The 20,246-nt window shown below is 72.8% G+C and carries 16 protein-coding genes; 5 read left to right on the top strand and 11 right to left on the bottom strand.

The features are described 5' to 3' along the window. The 10 genes from ACQPW6_RS26405 to ACQPW6_RS26360 form a co-directional block, all read right to left on the bottom strand. Entirely contained in the window at window positions 1-843 is an 843-nt protein-coding gene (locus tag ACQPW6_RS26405; protein ID WP_433892163.1) for a ThiF family adenylyltransferase, read from the bottom strand. Further along, window positions 840-1,814, bottom strand: a complete 975-nt coding sequence (locus ACQPW6_RS26400) for a hypothetical protein (RefSeq protein WP_433892162.1) — start codon at window positions 1,812-1,814, stop codon at window positions 840-842. The genes ACQPW6_RS26405 and ACQPW6_RS26400 overlap by 4 nt, the downstream gene beginning before the upstream one ends. Then, window positions 1,811-3,088 (bottom strand): acyl-CoA dehydrogenase family protein, encoded by a 1,278-nt coding sequence (locus ACQPW6_RS26395; protein ID WP_433892161.1) that lies wholly within the window; start codon window positions 3,086-3,088, stop codon window positions 1,811-1,813. The genes ACQPW6_RS26400 and ACQPW6_RS26395 overlap by 4 nt, the downstream gene beginning before the upstream one ends. A gap of 42 nt (window positions 3,089-3,130) precedes the next feature. Continuing rightward, window positions 3,131-3,526 (bottom strand): SCP2 sterol-binding domain-containing protein, encoded by a 396-nt coding sequence (locus tag ACQPW6_RS26390; protein WP_433892160.1) that lies wholly within the window; start codon window positions 3,524-3,526, stop codon window positions 3,131-3,133. A 40-nt stretch (window positions 3,527-3,566) separates the two neighbouring features. Beyond that, window positions 3,567-5,261, bottom strand: a complete 1,695-nt coding sequence (locus ACQPW6_RS26385) for a GMC family oxidoreductase (protein WP_433892159.1) — start codon at window positions 5,259-5,261, stop codon at window positions 3,567-3,569. Further along, window positions 5,258-5,950 (bottom strand): SGNH/GDSL hydrolase family protein, encoded by a 693-nt coding sequence (locus tag ACQPW6_RS26380; protein ID WP_433892158.1) that lies wholly within the window; start codon window positions 5,948-5,950, stop codon window positions 5,258-5,260. The genes ACQPW6_RS26385 and ACQPW6_RS26380 overlap by 4 nt, the downstream gene beginning before the upstream one ends. Before the next feature lie 72 nt (window positions 5,951-6,022). Continuing rightward, the gene (locus ACQPW6_RS26375) at window positions 6,023-6,286 is read right to left on the bottom strand and encodes an acyl carrier protein (protein WP_433892157.1); all 264 of its coding nucleotides are present in this window, start codon (window positions 6,284-6,286) and stop codon (window positions 6,023-6,025) included. A gap of 83 nt (window positions 6,287-6,369) precedes the next feature. After that, window positions 6,370-7,374 carry a ribonucleotide-diphosphate reductase subunit beta gene (locus tag ACQPW6_RS26370; protein ID WP_433892156.1) on the bottom strand — a complete coding sequence of 335 codons (1,005 nt, stop codon included), beginning with the start codon at window positions 7,372-7,374 and terminating at the stop codon, window positions 6,370-6,372. Next, the gene (locus ACQPW6_RS26365) at window positions 7,371-9,200 is read right to left on the bottom strand and encodes an AMP-binding protein (RefSeq protein WP_433892155.1); all 1,830 of its coding nucleotides are present in this window, start codon (window positions 9,198-9,200) and stop codon (window positions 7,371-7,373) included. Before ACQPW6_RS26365 ends, ACQPW6_RS26370 begins: the two co-directional genes overlap by 4 nt. A 315-nt stretch (window positions 9,201-9,515) precedes the next feature. Continuing rightward, on the bottom strand, window positions 9,516-11,051 hold the full coding sequence (locus tag ACQPW6_RS26360; RefSeq protein WP_433892154.1) for a DHA2 family efflux MFS transporter permease subunit: 1,536 nt from the start codon (window positions 11,049-11,051) through the stop codon (window positions 9,516-9,518). A gap of 147 nt (window positions 11,052-11,198) precedes the next feature. Here ACQPW6_RS26360 and ACQPW6_RS26355 point away from each other — a divergent pair, with 147 nt between their 5' ends. Beyond that, window positions 11,199-12,197, top strand: a complete 999-nt coding sequence (locus tag ACQPW6_RS26355) for a beta-ketoacyl-ACP synthase 3 (protein ID WP_433892153.1) — start codon at window positions 11,199-11,201, stop codon at window positions 12,195-12,197. Between the two features lie 194 nt (window positions 12,198-12,391). Here the strand turns inward: ACQPW6_RS26355 and ACQPW6_RS26350 are convergent, their stop codons facing one another. Further along, entirely contained in the window at window positions 12,392-15,607 is a 3,216-nt protein-coding gene (locus ACQPW6_RS26350; RefSeq protein ID WP_433892151.1) for an AfsR/SARP family transcriptional regulator, read from the bottom strand. 338 nt (window positions 15,608-15,945) lie between these two features. On the opposite strand from ACQPW6_RS26350, the gene ACQPW6_RS26345 reads away from it, so the two are divergent. The 4 genes from ACQPW6_RS26345 to ACQPW6_RS26330 all read left to right on the top strand — a co-directional run bounded on the left by ACQPW6_RS26345 (window position 15,946) and on the right by ACQPW6_RS26330 (window position 20,204). After that, complete coding sequence (locus ACQPW6_RS26345) at window positions 15,946-16,197, top strand: hypothetical protein (RefSeq protein ID WP_433892150.1); 252 nt, start codon at window positions 15,946-15,948, stop codon at window positions 16,195-16,197. Next, window positions 16,197-16,589 carry a DNA-binding protein gene (locus tag ACQPW6_RS26340; protein WP_433892148.1) on the top strand — a complete coding sequence of 131 codons (393 nt, stop codon included), beginning with the start codon at window positions 16,197-16,199 and terminating at the stop codon, window positions 16,587-16,589. Before ACQPW6_RS26345 ends, ACQPW6_RS26340 begins: the two co-directional genes overlap by 1 nt. Before the next feature lie 25 nt (window positions 16,590-16,614). After that, on the top strand, window positions 16,615-17,049 hold the full coding sequence (locus ACQPW6_RS26335; RefSeq protein WP_433894668.1) for a hypothetical protein: 435 nt from the start codon (window positions 16,615-16,617) through the stop codon (window positions 17,047-17,049). Between the two features lie 176 nt (window positions 17,050-17,225). Further along, the gene (locus tag ACQPW6_RS26330) at window positions 17,226-20,204 is read left to right on the top strand and encodes an FG-GAP repeat domain-containing protein (protein WP_433892147.1); all 2,979 of its coding nucleotides are present in this window, start codon (window positions 17,226-17,228) and stop codon (window positions 20,202-20,204) included. The last annotated feature ends 42 nt before the right edge of the window (window positions 20,205-20,246 follow it).

Raw genomic sequence — 20,246 nt, 5'->3', positions numbered from 1 at the left:
TCAGCTCTGCTTCTGCTCTGCGGGGGTGACGAGGCTGTGCACATCGACGGTGACGACGTCGCGGACCGGGTTGCCGGCCAGGATCTGCACGACGTAGCGAGCGGCGAGCACGCCGAACAGGTGCGAGGCGTAGACGAGTTGGGGGACGCTGTACTCGTCCTCGCCGCGGTGCGCGGTGATGTCGGCGATCAGGTCGGCGGGCACGATCTCGCGCGGGATCACCTTCAGCAGCAGGTTCCACAGCGTCTCCTGCGCCAGGTCATGCTCGGTGACCTCGCCCGCCAGCGGTTCGAGACCGGCCCGGTAGTCGTAGTAGCGGATGTGCTGGGTGCCCGACATGTCGTAGCCGGAGACGACCGGCACGCCCAGCCTTGCCGCCTCGGCGTGCAGCGTGTACTTCGCCTGCCAGCCCTTGGCGGTGGTGACGTCCACGCCGTCCACGACGACGTCCACGCCGTCGAGCAGCAGCACGGCGTTGTCGGACTGCACCCCGGCGGTGTCCACCGTGACCCGCGCGAACGGGTTGACCGCCCGCACCCGGTCGGCGCCGACCTCGGCCTTGTTACGGCCGATGTCCGAGCGGTTCGCGCTCTGCCGGTTGAGGTTGTTCAGCTCGTACTCGCCGGGCTCGGTGAGCACGAACGCGCCGAGGCCGAGCCTGGCCAGCGGCTCGATCGCGGCGCCGCCGGTCGAACCGCAGCCGGCCACCAGCACCTTGCCGGCCCGCAGCCGCGCCTGGGCGTGCTCCGGGATCAACCCCCGGTTGCGCTCGGTCAGATCGCGGTAGTAGGCGTCCGCGTCCTGCGGGACCTCCGGTAGGGCGCTGCCCTGCGGGGCGTTCATATCCGAACCCTCCTGATCTCGCCCTCGACCCGGGCGACGAGTTGTCTGAAGCCCGACAGAGGGTCCGACGTGGCGAGCGCGGTCTCCATCCACCGCACCAGCCCGGCCAGTTCCTCGCCGCGCGGGGCACGCGCCACGAACGGCTTGACCACCGGCCGCGTCACGTACAGCGGGAAGTACAGGTCGTCCTCCGGCAGCGAGGGCGTGGTGCCCTCGATCACCGTGATGTCCTTCAGGCTGCGGGTCAGCCGGCGGATCGCCAGGCCCTCCTCGCCGTCGCCGATCAGGTACTTCGGCCGCGGGCTGATCCGCTGCAGGGTGGAGTAGAAGCAGAGCATCATCTCCAGCGTGATCCGCAGCCGCTGGGTGACCGGGGTGCGTACCTCGGAGCCGCGCGCGACCAGCCGCTTGATCTCCCACACCTCGTTGCTGAGGGCGGGCTCGTCGGCCGGCACGTGGTCGAAGAAGTTCACCGCGTGCGCGACCTCGGCGGGGAACAACTCCCGCCGCGGGTCGGTCAGTTCGCGCGGCGACTCGTCGGCGGTGCCGATGTACGACACGTAGCGCAGGATCGCCCCGGTGTCCTCGCGCAGCGCGATGACGTGGATCTCCTCGCCGTGCGGCCCGTGCGGGTCGTGCGGCTCGGCGAACAGCCCGCTGTCGTGCGCGATCCGGTCGCTGGCGTAGTTCAGCCGCAGGTACTGCGCGAGCCGGAAGCCGTAGACCATCAGCCGGTAGCGCTCGGGCAGCCCGGACTGCGGGACGGCGAGCACCGTCAGGCCGTCCGGGCGGCGCACCACGTACAGCGGGTCCACCTGCGCGGTCAGCCCGCGCAGGCTGACCCGGTCGTGCAGCGCGAGCACGTCGGCGATGTAGCGGTCGCGGCGGCCCGCGGAGCGGGCGTCCTCCGCCGCGGTGACCCGCAGCGCGGACGCCTGCTCCGCGGGCGCCTCGGTGACTGTGTCGGTCACAGCCGCCGCCCGTACAGGGCGCCGGTTATCGCCAGCGCCAGCACCTCGGGGGTGCCCTCGTAGATCCGGGCGCCGAAGGACTCGCGGACCAGTTTCTCCACGTGGTTCTCCCGGCAGTAGCCGCGGGCGCCGAGGATCGACATGGCCTCGTCGGCGACCTCGATCGCGGCCCGGTCGGCGAACAGCTTGGCCACCGCGGGCCCGTAGACCGGCGCGGGCAGCATGTTGTCGGCCTGGTAGGCGCCTTGCAGGTAGAGCAGCCGGGATGCCTCGACCTTCGCCGACATCTCGGCGAGCTTGCGGGCGGTGAACTGGTGCTCGTACAGCGGCTTTCCGGCCTGCACCCGCTCGCCGGCGAACTCCTTGGCGTACTCGAAGGCGCCGCGGGCCACACCGGTGGAGATCGCCGCGACGATCGCGCGGGCCTGGTTGGACTGGATGGACAGGTAGTTCCAGCCGTTGCCCTCGCCCAGGACCACGTTCTCGCCGGGCACCCGCACGTCCTCGAAGGTCAACGTGGTGCCCAGGCACGCCCGGTAGCCCATCTTGTCGGCGACGGCCCCGCGGGTGACGCCCTCGCTGTCCAGCGGCACCACGAAGACGGTCAGGCCGGTGGCGCCGGGGTTGCCCTCGATGTTGGCGAACACCGTGGCCCACTGGGCGACCGCGCCGTTGGTGATGAACCGCTTGATGCCGTTGAGCACGTACCCGTCGCCGTCGCGGCGGGCGGTCATCACGTCGGCGGCCAGCTCCTTGTTCTCCGGGATCAGCAGGTCGCAGCCCGAGATCTCCTCGGTGATCGCGTTGCACGCGAGCACCGGCTCGTCGCCGAGGAACGGCGGCACGAAACGGGCCTGGAGCTGCTGGTCGCCGGAGAACAGCACCGAGGTCTGGCCGAGCATCGAGGCGCCGAAGATCAGCGCGGTGCTCGCGCAGACCGACGCCAGCTCCTCCATCGCCACGGCCACGCCGAGCACGCCCATGCCGCGCCCGCCGAGCTCCTTGGGGATGGTCAGCCGCAGCAGGCCCAGCTCGTGGCCGGCCCGCACCATCTCCCAGTCGAACTCGTCGGCCGGGGCGAGGTCGTTCTCCAGCACCCGCGGCTTGACCACGGTCTGGGCGAACTCGCGCACCTCGTCGCGCAGTTGCTCCACATCCGGCGGCAGGTCGAACATCGAGGGCATCGCGGCGCTCTTCAGCGCCCGCAGGTCGGAGAGCGTCGGCGCGTTGGGAACGATATCGGCGGGGACGGCGGTATCGGCGGTAACAGTCACGACTGCACTCTTTCTTCTTGTCTCTGGCGTGGGCGGGCGGACTCAGGCGGTCGGTGCGGCCTGCGCGGCCTTGCTGACGAGCTGGTAGTACTCGCGGCCGAGCGCGGGCAGCAGGCCGGCCAGCCTGCGCACCGACGACACCTGCCCCTTGACCACGAGCCGGTGCTCGACGACGGCCCGCGGGACGGACACCTTGCCGAGCAGCACCTCGTGCAGCGCGTCGGTCTCGCCCTCGAGACGGACGGTGGAGCGGCCCGCCGCGCCCTGCGTCACGCCGTCCTTGTCGATCCGCAGCGCCACCTGCGGGTCTTCGAGGACCAGTTGCAGCGAGAAGTCGTGCTCCTTGAGTACGGCGGCGAACGTGGCGTCGTTCAGGGCCGCCTGGGACGCGTCGCTGAGGATCCGGTGGGCCTGCTGTGCGGTGGCGTGGACAGTCACGGGACGGGGCCTCTCCATGGGGTTCGGTCGGGTGTGGTCGTCAGTGGGCGCCGGCGCCGGCCGGCACGGCGGCGGCGCCCGCACCGCTGCCGGCATCGGTGAGGATCAGGTCCGCGGCGCGCTCGGCGAGCATCACGGTGGGGGCGTGGGTGTGGCCGCGGGGGATCGAGGGCATGGCGGAGGCATCGACGACTCGCAGCCCCTCGACCCCCCGCAGCCGAAGGTGCGGATCGAGCACCGAGTCCTCGTCCGGCCCCATCCGGCAGGTGCCGACGGGGTGGTAGAGCGTCTCGGCGTATCCGCGGGTCAGGGCCTCCACGGTGGCGGCGGAGCGGTCGTACGCGTTGGGGGTGATCGGTTCGCCGAGCCGGTCGGCGAGCGCGGGCCTGGTGAGCACCCGCTGCGCCAGCCGCACCCCGGCGGTCAGCGCCCGCAGGTCCTCGCCGGCCGGGTCGGACAGGTAGCGCGGGTCGATCAGCGGGTGCCCGGCGGGGTCGGCCGGGTTCAGCCGGATGGTGCCGTGGCTGCGTGGGCGCAGCAGCACCACGCCGAGCGTGACGCCGTGCTTGGGCTCCGCCTTGCGCCCGTCGAGGAACGGCAGCACCATCCACACCAGTTCGAGATCGGGCGCGGGCAGCCGGTCCGAGCTGCGGACGAAGGCCAGCGCCTCGGCGATGTTGGAGGTGAGCCGGCCGCGCCGGCCGCGCATGAACTCGCCGATCTCGGTGGCCTGGTCGGCCACCCCGGGCGACACGTTGCCGTACGCGTCGAACGCGAGCGGCACGTACAGGTGGTCGGCGAGGTTGCGGCCGACCTCGTGCCGGTCGGCGTGCACGGTGATGCCGTGCGCGGCCAGCTCGTCGGCCGGGCCCACCCCGGACAGCTTCAGCAGGTGCGGGCTGCCGATGGCGCCGGCCGCGAGGATCACCTCGCCGTCGGCCATCACCCGGGCCGGCCCGTCGGGCGTGGAGTACGCGACGCCGACGGCCCGGCCGTCCTCGATCAGCACCCGCTCGACCTGGGCCTTGGTGATGACGGTGAGGTTGTCGCGGCCGGTGGCCGGCCGCAGGTAGGCGTCGGCCGAGCTCCACCGCCGGCCGCCGCGCTGGGTGGTGTGCACCGGGCCGGCGCCCTCAGGGGTGAGGGCGGTGGCACCGGTGAGCGGGGGGATGTCGGCCTCGCCGCAGGCGGCGAGGAACTCGGCGGTGGCCTCCGAGGGGTCGCGCAGGTCCTCGATGCGGATCGGGCCGCCGGTGCCGTACCCGGAGTCGGCCCCTTGATCGTGGCCGGATAAGGCTCCGGCCTCGCGGTCCTCGGCGCGGTCCTCGGCCCGTTCGAAGTACGGCAGCACCTCGGCGGCCGACCAGCCCGCGCAGCCCCGCGCGGCCCAGTCGTCGTAGTCGGCGCGGTGGCCGCGGGTCCAGATCTGCGCGTTGAGCGACGACGAGCCGCCCAGCGTCCGGCCGCGCGGCCAGTTCAGCGAGCGGCCGCCGAGCCCGGGCTGCTCCAGGGTGCGGTAGCCCCAGTCCACGTCGGTGCCGAACAGGGTCGGGAAGGCGGCCGGGATGGTGATCCCGGCCCTGCTGTCGGAGCCGCCGGCCTCGATCAGCACCACCTGCCCGTCGCAGCCGGCGCTGAGCCGGGCGGCCAGCACGCAGCCGGCCGAGCCCGCGCCGACCACGACATAGCGCGCGGTGACCGTGGTCCCGGCGCCTCCGGGACTGGCGGCGCTCATCCCACCCGGCCTTCCGCGCCGAGCTGGCTGAGCCGCTGCGAGAGGGTCCTGACGATCTCCGCCGCCAGGGCCGCGTGGCCCTCCATGGCGAAGTGGATGCCGTCCTTGCTCATCAACTCCGGGCGCTTGCGCACCGGGTGGTCCCACATCTCGACCAGCATGGCGTCGTGCCGCGTCGCCACCGCGCGGATCCGGTCGTTGAACGCGGCGACCCGGGTGCCGAAGTCGGCGAGCTCGGGCACGGTGTCGAAGACGTTCGCGACGGTGAAGGCGAAGACGTCGGCGCCGCGGGAGCGCAGGGCCCCGTAGACGGCGTCGAGGTCGGCCTCCACCGCGTCGAGGTCGGGCTCCGGGTCGAACAGGTCGTTCCCGCCGACGGCGACGTTGACCAGGTCGGGTTCGAAGGCCATTACCTGCTCCAGTTGTTCCGCGCGCGCCTCGGCGGCGCGCTTGCCGATGACACCGGTGTTGAGGTACTGGAAGTCCGGCCGGCCGGCGCCCAGCGCCGCGGCGATCCGCTCGGGCCAGGACGTGTCCGCGTAGCCGTGGCTGGGGCCGCCGATCCCGGCGGCGAAGCTGTCGCCCATCGCGGCGAACCGCCGCCAGGGGGCGCCGTGCAGCAGCCGCACCGCCTCGTCCTGCGACAGGCACAGCGGGTCGGCGGCCTCACGGCTCAGGTCCTCGGTCATGGTGTCCTTTTCCTTCTGCTCTGGCTTCTGCGGTGCCTCTGGTGCCTGCGCGCGTCCCTCGGCGGGCGACGGTCAGGCGGCGTCCGTCGGGGCCGCGACCTGCGCCTCGACGAAGTCCTCGATGTCCTTGACGGTGCTGATGTCGGGGGTGCCGCCGGAGGACATCGCGTTGAGGCCGAAGTCCTGCTCTATGCGCAGCGAGAGCTCGATGACGGCCAGCGAGTCGTAGCCGAGCTCCTCGACCAGCCGGTCCTCCGAACTCGCCTCGCGGGCGCCGAGCGGGCTCATCTCGCCGACGATCTGCCGTACGTTGCTGCGCAGGGTGCTGCTGTCCATGACGGGCTGCTCGCTTTCTGGTGGTCTGGCGTGGGGTCGCGAGGTGTCGCGTGTCGCGTGTCTCGCGTTGCGGTCGGGGCGGGTCAGGCGGTGAGCGCGGCGGCGGCCCTGATCGGGTGCGGCGCGTTCCAGCGCTCCTCGTAGGCGTCGATGGCCCGGTCCACGGCCTGGTCCCAGGCGAGTCCGGCCTTCTCGGTCAGGTGCGGGAGGCCCACCAGGCGCAGCTGCTTGACCAGCCGCTCGCGGGCGATCTCGATCGCGCCGCTGAGCTGCGCGGCCCGGCTGATCAGCGCGACCTGGATGGCCGGCACCGGGTTGAACCGGGACGGGCCGATCAGCACCCAGGCGGCCGCGCCGAGCGACTCGAAGTGCGCGTCCTCCACGACCTGGCCGAAGCCGCCGTTGACCACGCCGTCCTGGGCGGCCCGCAGGCCGAAGGACACGTGCCGCGACTCGTCACGGGTGACGTTGGTCAGCCCCTCCTCCAGGGCCGGCAGCTTCAGCCGCTTGGCCAGGAAGCGGGTGGTGCGCAGCGCGGTCGCCGCGAGCACGCCCTCGGTGATCAGGTGGTAGTAGGTCAACGCGCGGTACCAGGAGTCGCGGTCGTCGTGGTTGGCGCGCACCGCGTCGGTGACCCGGACGAGCTCGGGCGCGAAGACGTCCGCGTAGTCGGCGGAGCCCTCCAGCTCGGCGCCGGCGGCCTCGCCCATCGCGACGCCGCAGCCGTCCTCCAGGTAGGTCTGGAAGAAGCGGACGTGCCTGGCCTCGTCGGCGAGCTGCGTGCACAGGAAGATGCGGTCGTCCTCGGTGGGCGGCGCGTCGATCAGCGAGCCCAGGGTGTGCGTCACGGCGACCTCGCCGACCTCGAGCTCGGCCAGCGAGCCGAGCATCTGGTCGCGGGAGAACTTCGACAGCGCGTTCCAGACGGGCGCGTCCCTGGCGGGGTTCACCTGGGCCACGGCCCACTGCTGGCGCTCCCAGCGGCGGTAGAGGTCGGCCGAGCCGGCGAGCCGGCCGTGCTGTTCTGCGGAGGTCTCCGGAGCCGTCTCGGTCACATCGAGAACGAGCCCTGCGGGAGTGGCGGTCATGTCGCTGCCCCATCCAATCGTGCCGTCTGCGTGGCGGTTGCGGTGGTTGTGGCGGTGCTGGTCCTGGCAGTGGTGGTCCTGGCGGTCGCGGGTGGCGCGGCGGCGGTGGTGCCGGCGCCCGTCGCGGTGCTGGTCGCGGCGGGCGCCGGGTTCGGGGAGGCGAACGTGTCGTACAGGACGTCGCCGGGCAGCGTGCCGTCGCCGGCCTGCTGCCACATCAGCCGGCGGCGCGGCTTGCCGCTCGACGTGCGCGGGATGACGCCGCGCCGGGCGCGCAGCACCGTCACCGCGACGGACGCGTCGAGGCTGGTGCGCAGCATCGTGGTCACGGCCGGCAGCCACTCGTCGCCGGCGGACTCCACGACGGCCACCGCCCGCCCGCGCCCGCCGCTGCTGCCGAGCGCGACCGCGCAGCGGCCGGCCGGCACGCCGGGCACGGCGGCGAGCTGAGCCTCCAGGTCCTCGGCGTGCACCTTGCGGCCGCGGACCTTCAGGCTGTCGCCGATCCGCCCGACGATGTACAGCTCGCCGCCGAGCAGGAAGCCGGCGTCGCCGGTGTGCAGGCCGTTCTCGGTGAACGGCGCCGAGGCGTCGGGGTCGGGCGACTGGTAGCCGAGGGCGACCGAGGCGCCGGAGACCCGGACCTCGCCGAACGACCCGTCGGGCAGCGGCTTCCCCTCGTCGTCGACGATCTCCACCGCGGTCTCGGGCACCGGCACCCCGCAGGAGCTCAGCCAGCGGGCCGGGTCCTCCGGGCGGTCGAAGCCGAGCACGCCGGAGCCGGTGACGGTGACCGGTTCGCCGATCACCAGGTCGCCGGCCGGGCGGACGATCTTCGCGCCGCTGCCGGGTACGACGCCGGTGACGGCGAGGGTGGTCTCGGCCATCCCGTAGCAGGGGGTGAAGGAGGCGGTGCTGAAGCCGTACGGGTTCAGCTTGGCGGCGAAGTCGGCGGCCACCCGCGGGTCGACCCGCTCGGCGCCGCTCATCGCGACCCGCCAGGCGGAGAAGTCGCTGCCGGCCAGGTCGGTCTCGCGGACCCGTGAAGTGGCGTAGCCGTAGCCGAAGTTGGGCGCGGTGGTGATGGTCACGGCGTGCTTGCCGTGCGCCTCCAGCCAGCGCGCGGGCGAGCGGATGAAGTCCAGCGGCGTCATCAGCCACAGGTCGATCTGGGCCACCACGGAGCCGAGGAACGTCCCGATCAGGCCCATGTCGTGGTAGAGCGGCAGCCAGGAGGAGCAGGAGTCCTCGCTGGTGACGCCGAGCCAGCCGTGGATGGCCGCTACGTTGGCGGCCAGGTTGTCGGCGGTCACCCGTACGCCCTTGGGCGTACCGCTCGATCCCGAGGTGAACTGCAGCAGCGCCAACTCCGCGTCCCTGCGCACGGCTTCGGCCGCGTCGGGCAGTTCGGCGTACGACTCCGGTATCACCAGCGGCGCCGGCAGCCCGGCCTTGACGCAGGAGTCGGCGGCCAGCGGGCTCATCGCGGTGTCGGTGAGGACGGCGGCGGGGGCGGCGGCGGCCATCACGGCGGCGGCGTGGTCGCTGTAGGCGTCGTGGTTGGTGAAGGTCACCGGGGACGCGATCGGCGACGGCGTCAGACCGGCGTACATCGTTCCCAGGAAGGCCGGGACGAAGGTCTCCGGGTCCTCCACCTGGAGGGAGACGACGCCCCGCGTGACGCCCGAGGCCCGCAGCAGGGCCGCGATCCGGCGGGCGTGGTCGGCGATCTCCCGGTAGCCGCGCAGGTGCCAGCCGTCCGCTCGGTAGTAGTGGACCCCGCGCTCGGCCACGGGATCGTCCAGCCAGTCAAGGACGGTGTTCAACGGTTCCCTCTCAACGGACGGACACTCGCCTTGTGTTACGTGCCGGGCGGGGGGCACCCTCGCGCCAATTGCCGATCTGTCGAAGTTCTGAAGTCCGGGGCCCGAGGCGCCGGTTGGGCGCGGGCGGGCCGGCCGGGCCGTCGGTCGGACGCGGGCGGCGGGCCTGCTTGTCGGGCGCGGGCGGCGGGCCCGCTTGTCGGGCGCCGGCCGCCGGAACGCCGAATGTGGGGCGGCGGGGCCAGAAGGCTCCGCCGCCCCGGGGGTCGGTCGTACGACGCGGGGACTACGTACGACCGGGTATTCGGGGGTGCCGGGTCAGCTGCGGTCGGCCACCGCGGCCTGCCCGCCCGGCGCGGCGGCCGCGCCCGGCTGGGAGCCCGCGGCGGCGGCCTGCGCCTGCGCGGCGGCCTTGGCCTGGGCGGCCATGTAGGCCTGGACCTGCGCCTGCGTCTCAGCGATGATCGCCATCGACTTCTTGCTGAACAGCGCCATGGCCGGGACGATCGAGGCCAGGATGAAGATGCCGGCCAGCAGGAAGGCGTCCAGGTACGCCTGCGGCTGCAGCGGGTTGCGCGCGGCGATGACCGCGGCCATCACGGCGATGCCGATGGAGCCGCCGAACTGCCGGGCGGTGGTGTTCAGTCCGGTGCCCGCGGCGAACTTCAGCGGGTGCACGGAGATGGCCGCCGCCGTGGTGACGCTGGTGAGCGACGCGCCGATCACCGCGCCGCCGATCGCGCCGTACGGCAGCCAGATGGCCAGGAACTTCGGCTCGGAGCCGAGCGCGAAGTACGCCCAGATGCTGAGGGCGAAGAAGATCAGCCCGCTGATGACCACCACCGGGCGCTGGTTCTCCGGCTTGATCTTGGTGCCGACGATGATGGCGGTGACCGCCGACAGCACCGCGCCGGGGGTGACCGCGAGTCCGGCCTTGAGGATCGAGTAGTGCCAGATCGTGGTGAGGTACAGCGGCCCGGACAGGAACCACACGAACAGCCCGGCGCCGAGGAAGAAGACGGTGAGGTTCGCCGCGGCGAACATCTTGGACTTCCACAGCCCGGTGTCGACCGCCGGGGCCTCCTGGTGGCGCGAGCGCTGCAGCGCGTAGCCGACGAGGACGACGCCGGCCGCGATCCAGATCCAGGTCTCGGCGGACTTCCAGCCCCAGTCGCCGCCCTTGGTCAGGCCCACGATGATGGCGCCGATGCCCAGTGCCACCGTGCCGGTGCCGACCACGTCGGGCAGCTTGCTCTCGGTCGGCGGGCGCTCGGGCAGCAGCTTCATGCCGGCGATGATGACGACGATCGCGATCGGCACGTTGATGATGAACACCGAACGCCAGTCGAACCAGCTGACCAGTAGACCGCCGAGCGACGGGCCGGCCGCGGCGGCCACCGAGCCGGACGCGCCCCACAGGCCGACGGCCTCGGCGCGCTTCTCGGCCGGGGTCTCGGCGAGTACGAGGCCGAGCGCGGCGGGGATCATGCCGGCCGCGCCGATGCCCTGGACGGCGCGGGCCGCGATCAGCAAGTCCACGTTGGGGGCGGCGGCGCAGGCCGCGGAGGCGAGGCCGAACAGGGCCAGCGAGCCGAGGAAGACCTTGCGGCGGCCGACGACGTCCGCGTACCGGCCCGCCGTGGTCAGCAGCGCGGCGAACAGCACGCCGTAACTCGTCACCACCCAGGTGAGGTTGGTCAGCGACTCGTGCGGGAAGTCCGAGCGCAGGTCGGGGAAGGCCACGTTGACGACGGTCGTGTCGAGGAAGGCCATGAAGGTGGCCGCCGCGGTCAGCAGCAGCGTGGTGCCGGCCCTCGACCGCTCGGCCGGTGGTGTGGCGGTTGCTGAGGTCACAGTCGCGTCCTTCCAACTAACATTCCTTGGGTATGTGAGTACATACCCAAGGTATGCGAATGTCAAGCGGAACGGAACCGGAGCGCGGGATCACGGGCCCTGCCGCGTAAGACCCTCGGAAGCAGCGCTGACGACGGGAGCCCACCAGTGCACAGCACCGAGACCGAGCGCACGTTCCCGCCCGCGGCCGGAAACCGGCACGCGGCCCTTCTGGGCATCGGGACCTACCGGCCCCGGCGCATCGTCACCAACGAGGAGATCTGCCGCACCCTGGACTCCAGCCCCGACTGGATCCTGCGCCGCAGCGGCATCAGCACGCGCCCCTTCGCGCAGAGCGACGAGACGCTGGTGGAGATGGGTGCCACCGCGGCCGGCAAGGCGCTGGCCGAGGCGGGCATGGCGCCCACCGACGTGGACCAGATCCTGGTCGCCACCATGTCCGACCCCTACGGCACCGACCGGCTCGCCGACGAGATCGGCCGCCGGCTCGGCGTCGCGGCCCGCGGCTGGCAGGTCAGCGCCGCGTGCTCCGGCTTCACCGTCGGGCTGACCCTCGCCGCGTCCCTGGTCGGCTCGGGCGCGGCCCGCAACTGCCTGGTCATCGGGGTGGAGCGGATGTCGGACATCATCGACCCGCACGACCGCGGGACGGCGTTCCTGTTCTCCGACGGGGCCGGCGCCGCGGTCGTCGGCAGCGCGGCGGAGCCGGGCATCGGCCCGGTGGTGTGGGGCACCGAGCCCGAACTCGCCGACCTCATCACGGTGTTGCCGGAGCCCGAGCACGACGGGCACCCGTACCTGCGGATGAAGGGGTCGTCCGTCTTCCGCTGGGCGGTGACCAGCCTGCCGGGCGTCGTCACGGCCGCGCTGGAGCGCTCGGGGCTGACCGCGGCCGACGTCCAGGCGTTCGTCCCGCACCAGGCGAACCTGCGGATCATCGAGTCGGTCGCCGACTCGGTGGGCTTCCCCGAGCATGTCGCCGTCGCCCGCGACGTGGTCGACCAGGGCAACGCCTCGGCCGCGTCCATCCCGCTGGCCCTCGACCGGATGCGCACGTCCGGGACACTGCGCGGAGGCGGGCTGGCGTTGGTGGTGGGATTCGGCGCGGGCCTGTCGTACGCGGCGACCGTGATCCGCATGCCGTGAGCTGAGGAACGGGGGCGGGCCGTCGCCCGCCAAGGGCCGCCCGGGGCCGGCGTCGGCACACGCCGGGCGCCGGTGCGGGCCGGGGTCCGTTGCAGGCCGGCGCCCCGCCTCATACCCCAGGCCGACTCATCCCACCGGCCGACTCACACCACCGGCCGGCTCACTCCCCCGGCCGGCTCACTCCCCCGGCCGGCTCACACCAGCGCCCGCAGCGAGTCCGCCTCCGGGACGCCCAGCCGCTCGGCGATCCGCAGTCCGCGGGCGGCCGGGCGGCCGGGGCGGCCGTGGCCGGGGACGGTCTGCACCGCGCGGCTCCACGCCAGCAGCGCGCGCACTTCGCCCAGCGGCTGCTGCCCGTTCCGGTAGATCGCCGCGACCCGCCGGTAGCGGGCGACTGCCGCCGCGCAGCGGCCGGAGGCGAGCGCGCTGTCGGCCTCCGACATCAGGGTCTGCGCGATCACCGGCCGCAGCGCGGTGCCGCGCAGCACCGTCAGGCTGCGCCGGCAGGCTTCCACCGCCTCCTCGTACATGCCCATCCGCACGTAGACCGCCGCGCTCTCCGACAGCGCCCGCGCCACGCCCTGCCGGTAGCCGAACTTCTCGGCGATCACCCGGGCGTTGCCGAAGCTGCGCAGCGCCTGGTCGGTGCGTTCGGCGGCGGCCTCGACCCCGCCGAGGTGGATCAGGCAGTCCGTCTCGATCCGCGGGTCGGACAGGTGCGGGATCGTCACGTGCGCCACCCGGGCCGCCGCGACCGCCTTGGCCTGGGCGCCCAGGTCGCTGTGGATGGTGGCCCGGCAGGTGAGCGCGATGGCCAGCCCCTCGTGGAAGGACATCTCCTCGCTCAGCCTGATCGCCAGCGAGCACCACCGCTCGGCCTCCTCGTACCGGCCCATGTGCCGCAGGGTCAGGGCGATGTAGCCCGGCAGGCGTACCCGGCCGAACCGCGAGTCGGCCCGCTCCACCAGCACCAGGGCCCGCCGGTAGTCGCGCAGCGCGTCCTCCATGGCGCCCGCGTCGTAGACGTTCCTGGCGATCCTGGCCAGCGCGTTGGCCTGGCCCGCCCAGTCGCCGAGGTCCTGGTGGATGCGCAGCGCGCCGGTCAGGTAGCGGTCGGCGAGGCCGACCTCGCCGACCGACCAGTACGAGCGGCCGATCGCGGTCAGCGCCAGCGCCTCGCCGGCCCGCCAGCCGGCCGACCTGGCCACCTGGACGGCCTCGTGCGCGTGGCTGAGCTCCCCGTCGTTGCGGCCGTAGCGGTAGTGCACGTCGGCGACGTTCAGCAGCATGCCCGTATGGGCCCTGCTGTCACCGGACTTGGCGGTCTGGTCGAGCGCGGCGACGACGGCCGCGGCCCAGTCCTCACCGCCCGGGTGCAGCCGGATGAAGCCGAGCATCGCGTCGGCCAGCCGCCAGCTGGACGGGCCGAGGCCCATCTCCGCGCTGTGCTTGATCGCCGCGCAGATGTTGGACTTCTCCTGGTCGAGCCAGTTGATGTCCACCCGGGGCAGCCCCTTGTCCGGCTGCGGGGTGGACAGCGGTATCCAGCTCGGCGCGGCGCCGCGGTGGAAGCCGGCGATCTGTATCTGGTGGGTGTGGCTGGCCTCCTCCACGCACCGCCGGTACCACTCCAGCAGGCGTACGAGGACGGTCTCGCGGACGGTCCGCGGGTCCTCGGTGGCGGCCTCGACGGCGTACTGCTTGACCATGTCGTGCAGCCGGTAGCGGCGGGAGGCGTACTCCGTCACCAGGTTGGCCCGCACCAGCGCGCCGATCCGCTCCTCCGCCTCGGCGAACGAGCAGTCCGCGAGGGCGGCGACCGCCTCGGTGCCGAAGTCGGAGCCCGGTATGAGGCCGGCCCAGCGGAAGATCTGCCGGTGGGCGGGGGTCAGCCTGCGGTAGGACAGGCCGAGCGCCTGGCGCATGGCCCGGTGCGCCTCGACGCCCTCGTCCTGCTCGCCGTCCCGGCCGGGGGCGCCCGCCACGTGCGCGAGCAGCTGGGCGAGCGACTCCTCCGGCCGGCCGGCGGCGTAGGCCGCGCTCAGCCGCAGGGTCAGCGGCAGCCGTCCCGAGGCCCGGACGAAGGCGCCGGCCGCCTCCGGGTCGGAGGCCACCCGCTCGGGGCCGACCAGCCGGCTCAGCAGCGCCAGCGACGCCTTCTCGTCCAGCACGTCGAGCGCGCTCTCGCCCGCGCAGTAGCGGACCGTCAGCTCCGGCATCCGGTTGCGTCCCGTCACCACCACGGCGCTGCCGTTGACGCTGGTCGGCAGCAGGTCGCGCACCTGGTCCGGCTCGGTGACGTCATCCAGCAGGATGAGGACCCGGCGGCGGGCCAGCAACGTCCGGTACAGGGCGGCGCGTTCGTCCAGGCCGTACGGGATGTCGGCGGCGGGCAGGCCGAGCGCGAGCAGCACCCGGGCCAGGGTCTCGGCGGGTGAGAGCGGTTCGAGGTTGGGGTGGTGGCCGCGCATCGCGACGAAGAACTGGCCGTCGGGGAAGGAGGCGCGGGCCCGCCGCGCCCACTGCACGGCCAGGGTGGTCTTGCCCGAGCCGGCCAGGCCGCTGATCACGAAGAGGTTCCGGCTGCGGGCGGCGGCCGGGTCGGCGGCGGCCTCGTGCGGCTGGGCCAGCAGGTCCATGGCCCGCAGCTCGGGTTCGCGGCCGAGGAAGACGTCGGGGGCGGCGGGCAGCGAGAGCAGTTCGCGGGCCGGCTCCGCGGTCTGCGCGGCGGTCTGCGGGGCGTTCTGCGCGGCGGTCTGCGAGCGGGTCGACTGCGGCTGGAGCAGCGACTCCCCCGCCGCGCGCAGCTCCCGGCCCGGCTGGACCGCCAGATCCTGCGACAGCCGCTCCCGGAACGCGGTGTACTGCCGCAGCGCCTCGGCCTGGTTGCCGCTGTCGCGGTGCGCCGCCAGCAGGCGCAGCATCAGCTCCTCGTCGTACGGCCGCTCGGCCATCAGCCACTGCAACTCCGGGAGGATCTCCCGGGCCCGGCCCAGACGCAGCTGCGCGTCGTAGAGCCCGGTGAGCACGCTGCGCTGCTGCGCCTCCAGCGACGCGCGCAGCGACTCGATCCTGGTCCCCCACAGGTCGCTGAGCGGCGCGCCCGACCACTGCTCCAGGGCGTCGCGCAGCAGGCGCGAGCGCCGCTCGTCGTCGCCGGTCGCGACGGCGCCGCGGGTGGCGAGGTCGCGGAACCGGCACAGGTCGACGGTGGCCGGGTCGGCCTCCAGGACGTACCCGCCGTCGCGGGTGGACAGCTCCGGCGCCCGCTCGTACGGCGGTACGGCGGCCAGCGCCTTGCGCAGCCGGGTGGCGTACCCCGCCATGACGTTCCGCGCCATCCGCGGCGGCCGCTCGTCCCACAGCAGCTCGACCAGCCGGTCGAACGGCACCACCGCGTTGACGTCCACCAAGAGCAATGCCAGAAGGCCCCGTTGCCGTGCATGCCCGATCTCCAGATCCCGTCCGCCCGCGAGAACGCGTACCGGACCAAGAACCCGTAAGTCGATCACTCTACGCTCCGCTCACCAGCGACAAGGTGCACCTGACGAATGACACTTCTGGCTGAGACTGCGCGCGCCAAAGCAGTCCTGCCCGGTAACTTGCGCGGCAAACGCCACACCTCGCATGCGCACATCAATTCCCCATGAACGCTTCCCCCGCAGGTCAGAGCCGCTCGACGGGGCCCGCAAACCCCGCAAGCGGAACGCCGAGGCGGCAGGCTGACACCAGCGGTAGGATTGACACCATGAGCGGTAGCAAGAAGTACTCGATCAGCCTTCCGGAGGATCTCGCCGAGGCCGTACGCACGCACGTCGGGTCCGGCGGCTTCTCCGCGTACGTCGCCGAAGCGCTCGAACAGCGGGTCGCGATGGACAAACTCCGGGAGATCGTCGCCGACTTCGAGACCGACAACCACGCACTCACCCGCGAGGAGATCGAGGCGGCCCGGGCCCTGCTGCGCCACGACCGTCACCAGGCGGGCGGGGCCGCCGCCTGATGCCCGGCACGCTGCTGCTCGACAGCGAGGGCCTGTCCAAGCTGTACCGGAAGGACCGCGTGGTGGTCGCCCTGGTCCAGGCGGCATCGGAGGAGGGCGTGCGGGTGGCCACCAGCGCCATGACCACCCTGGAGGCCGACTACGACCGCATCCACCCGGCCCGCATCAAGTGGGTCCTGTCCCGCGTGGACGTCCACGGCATCACCCGCGAGCTCGCCGCCCAAGCCGCCGACCTCCTCCGCGACCACCACCTCCACGGGCACACATACGCCATCGACGCAGCCTTCGCCGCCCTCGCCCGCACCTCCCCCCACCCGGCAACCGTCCTCACCTCCGACCCCGAAGACCTGACCCTCCTGTGCGGCCCGGCAATCGAGATCATCAAGGTGTGACCCGAGAAGGGGCGAAGTCGTGGGGATGGTCGGGCAGTTGTGGGCGGCCGGGGAGATGCCGGGGTATGACGGGCTGTACCGGTCGGACGACACCGGTCTTGAGTTCGACGTGCCCGGGCCCGGGGCCTACCATCCGGACGCCGGGCAGCCGATCCCGTTCCGGCTCGGCGGGCCGCTCGACGTGGCCCTGGAGATCGCGGAGGGCGGCAGCACGGAGATGGACCCGTACTTCGAGAGGCCGCTGCCGGACGGATCGGGATGGATGGCCGGCGGCGGTGGCGGCATGGGCAACATCGGCTACGTCGCCCGCCTGCAAGCCGACCACTCCTTGCGGTGGGTCGCGGTCATGTTCAGCTCCAACCCGTTCACGACCGTGCGCTACGAGGGCCCGACGGCCCACCTCACCAACGACTGGCGCAACGTCCTCACCCTGAATCTCACCGACCCGGCCCTCACCTGACCCGGACCGGGGCGCCCGCGGTGGCGGGGACTCCGGATCTGTTCATCTGTTGTTAACTTTCGGGCGGGCAAACATCGTGCCGCCGGAGTGGTCCAACCGGCGACATAGGAAAAGCGCGTACCGGGTCGTCCGTACGGGGCGGCGGGGGGTGCGCCGGGCAGGGGGGTGGGGCCCAAGTGGGGGTCAGACGAAAGCAGTTCGCCGTCGGGGTGGCGGTGATGGCGGTGGCCGGGGGGCTTTCCGCGGTCGGGACGGCCAGCGCCGACACCGGGGGGATGCCGACCGTCACGGTCACGCAGAACTACTCGGCGCAGCCGCGGTCCACCGACATCAAGGCCGCGGACGGCTCCGGTTATCTGGACGGCACGACCTGGCACGGCTACGACGGCTCCACACGGGCCGACCAGCCGAAGGCCGACCAGTACGAAGGCGCCTACGGGCTGCTGCGTACGGGGTCGGGAACCTACCGGATCTACGACTACGCGGACGGCACCTCGGTCAACGTGGCCGTGCCGATCGGCGACTCGATCACCGGGGTCTTCACCTCGCACTCGGTGCTGACCGCCAGGAGCGACGCGGCCGGGGGCAGGACGCTGCACCTGCTCCAGGTGCCGCAGGGCGGCGGCGATGTCGTCGACCGGGCGGTGCAGGGCGCGCCGGCGAACCTGTCGTACCTCGAGTACCCGGCCGTCGACGGGAACCGGGCGGCCGTCGTCTACGTGGCCGCCGACACCCCGCAACTGGCCGAAGTGAACCTGGACACCGCGCAGTTCACCCCGTTCGCGAGGTCGGCCGGCCTCGACGTCTCCGGCCCGCTGGCACTGAGCGGCGACCACGTGGTGGCCTCCCTGACCCAGCGCGGCCTGGCGACGTTCAGCTGGGACAATCCCGGCAGCGGTCCGGCCGTCGACGTCTTCCCGGCCGGCTCGGCCTACATGCCCGCCGGCACCGCCGTACTCGGCGACTGGGTGGCCCTCGTGAGCGCCGGCCCGAAGTTCGCCGTGAAGGCGACGCCGATCGGCAGGAACGAGTGGCAGACCGTCCTGGACAGCTCGTCCGGCCAGAACCCGGTGCCCGGCGGGCCTGAGGGCACCGCCGTGGTGGCCGGCGGCACCGACTCGCAGCACTGGGCGGTCCAGAGGCTGTCGATCGGCACCGACGGCACGCCCGCCGCCGCGTCGCTCGCGGCGATCCCGCCGGTCTCGCTGTGGCAGGGCGGCGGCCTCGCGTTCGCCGACAGCCGACTGCTGGTCGCCGAGCACGACCCGTCGGACATGTACGGCAGCAACGTCGCCAGCGTGGACATCACGCGTTCGGCCGACGGGAAGCTCGGCAGCGCCCCGTCCGACGACAACTACGGGCTCAGCTTCCCGAACGGGCAGGACTACTGCGAGGGAGCCTGCCGCCGGCTGACCGCCACCGAGGAACTCAAGCTCTTCAACGACGCCGACACCACGGTCGTCTCCGCCGCCGGGCGCTACAAGGTCGTCCGGGACAACGACTCCGGCGCCCAGCGGCTGGAGAGCACCTGGTACCCGTACGTGACCGTCAAGGAACTGGCGCAAGGCGCGGCCGCCTTGTGGGGCGGCACGCTGTGGACGGCCGGAACGGCCAAGGGCACGGCCGTGCCGACGGACATCGGGACGCTGAAGGCGGGCGCCGCGGTGAACCTGGGCGCGCCCTGCGTTCCGAGCGAACTGCAGGCCGTGGCCGACCGGTTGTACTGGTCCTGCGGTCCTGACGGCCCGGCCGGCGTCTACGACAAGACCGCCGCGAAGAGCACCACCGTGCCCAGCGGCCCGGCCCAACTCGCCGACGGCTACCTGGTGAGCCAGGACACGGCGGCCGGCAAGCTGAAGATCACCTACCTGCCCGGAGCCGTGCCCGCCGACCAGGTCGGCACCTCCGACCTCGCGCCGCTGCCCACCCCCACCGGGACCGACGCCCCCACCGATCTGCGCGGCCTGTACTGGGCAGTTGACCGGTTCGGCGGCGGAGCCGCCTGGTTCGACGAATCCGGCGCGGTCCAGGTGGCCGTTCCGCAGGTCACCCACTCGGCGCTGGCGGCCACCGCGACCCGGGTCGATGACCCGCAGCTCAGGGGCGCGACGCCGTACTGGGGTCCGTACTTCCTGTTCTCGCAGCCGATCGCCTCCTGGACGTTCCAACTGCGCGACACCCGCACCGGATCGGTCGTGTGGAACACCTCGGGGGGCCCGGTCAAGGGGGCTCTCGCGCTCTCCGGCTGGAACGCCCGCGACCCGCTGACCGGCCTGCCGGTCGTCAGCGGACCGTTCGCCTGGACGCTCACCGCGGCCCCGGCGGACGGCGGCGCGCAGGCGCTGAAGCTCGACGGGCAGGTCGACGCCAAGTCGATGGAGGTACGCGACTACGGTTCCGGCCTCCGGAGCGACGACGGCGTCGGCGACTTCTTCACGGTGAACTCCGCGGGCTCGCTGCAACTCCAGCCGGGCAACGGCATCGGCGGCGCGGACTCCCGCACCACCACCGTGACGGGCTGGTCGACGTCATCGACGCTGATCCCGTTCGGCGACCAGCTCGGCTACCGGTGCAACGACCTGCTGGTGCGCACCTCGGCGGGCGAACTGATGGCCTGGCAGGGCAGTTGCGACTCCGACTTCACCCCCGCCAACCGCAAGACGTCGCTCGGCACCGGCTGGAACGCGTACAACGCCCTGGTCTCCTCCGGCGACCAGAACGGCGACGGCCGCCCCGACCTGCTGGGACGGGACAGCGCCGGCGACCTGTGGCTGTTCGCCGCCGACGGCAAGGGCGGCCTCAAGCCCGGGGTCAAGGTGGGCTGGGGCCTTGCCGGTTACACCATGCTGGTGGGCGCGGGCGACCTGAACGGCGACGGGATCGGCGACCTGGTCGCCCGCGACAGCGCCGGCACCCTGTGGTACTGGTCGGGCAAGAGCGACACCGGCTGGAACGCCAGGGTGCAGATCGCCACCGGGCTCAACTCGTTCAACGCCCTTGTGGGCGTGGGCGATTACGACGGCGACGGCAAGGCCGACCTGGTCGGCCGCACCACCGCGGGCAACCTGTTCCGCTGGAGCGGCCACGGCGACGGCACGCTCGGCCAGGGCACCTGGATCGGCACGGGTTGGGAGGGCTACCGCAACCTGTACTGAGGCGCCGGCACGGCCGAACGCGGGCCTGTGAAGAGCGGCGCG

This window comes from Streptomyces sp. CA-111067 (assembly GCF_050956065.1).
Lineage (GTDB): Bacteria > Actinomycetota > Actinomycetes > Streptomycetales > Streptomycetaceae > Actinacidiphila.
The sequence above is the reverse complement of the archived record's forward strand: the minus strand, read 5'-3'. Positions and strand labels throughout refer to the sequence as shown.

What these genes read in the sequence shown, in the direction of transcription:
- ACQPW6_RS26405 (WP_433892163.1), bottom strand. Translation starts at nt 843, where the DNA reads ATGAACGCCCCGCAGGGCAGCGCCCTACCGGAGGTCCCGCAGGACGCG.
- ACQPW6_RS26385 (WP_433892159.1), bottom strand. Translation starts at nt 5,261, where the DNA reads ATGAGCGCCGCCAGTCCCGGAGGCGCCGGGACCACGGTCACCGCGCGC.
- ACQPW6_RS26380 (WP_433892158.1), bottom strand. Translation starts at nt 5,950, where the DNA reads ATGACCGAGGACCTGAGCCGTGAGGCCGCCGACCCGCTGTGCCTGTCG.
- ACQPW6_RS26375 (WP_433892157.1), bottom strand. Translation starts at nt 6,286, where the DNA reads ATGGACAGCAGCACCCTGCGCAGCAACGTACGGCAGATCGTCGGCGAG.
- ACQPW6_RS26370 (WP_433892156.1), bottom strand. Translation starts at nt 7,374, where the DNA reads ATGACCGCCACTCCCGCAGGGCTCGTTCTCGATGTGACCGAGACGGCT.
- ACQPW6_RS26345 (WP_433892150.1), top strand. Translation starts at nt 15,946, where the DNA reads ATGAGCGGTAGCAAGAAGTACTCGATCAGCCTTCCGGAGGATCTCGCC.
- ACQPW6_RS26340 (WP_433892148.1), top strand. Translation starts at nt 16,197, where the DNA reads ATGCCCGGCACGCTGCTGCTCGACAGCGAGGGCCTGTCCAAGCTGTAC.
- ACQPW6_RS26335 (WP_433894668.1), top strand. Translation starts at nt 16,615, where the DNA reads ATGGTCGGGCAGTTGTGGGCGGCCGGGGAGATGCCGGGGTATGACGGG.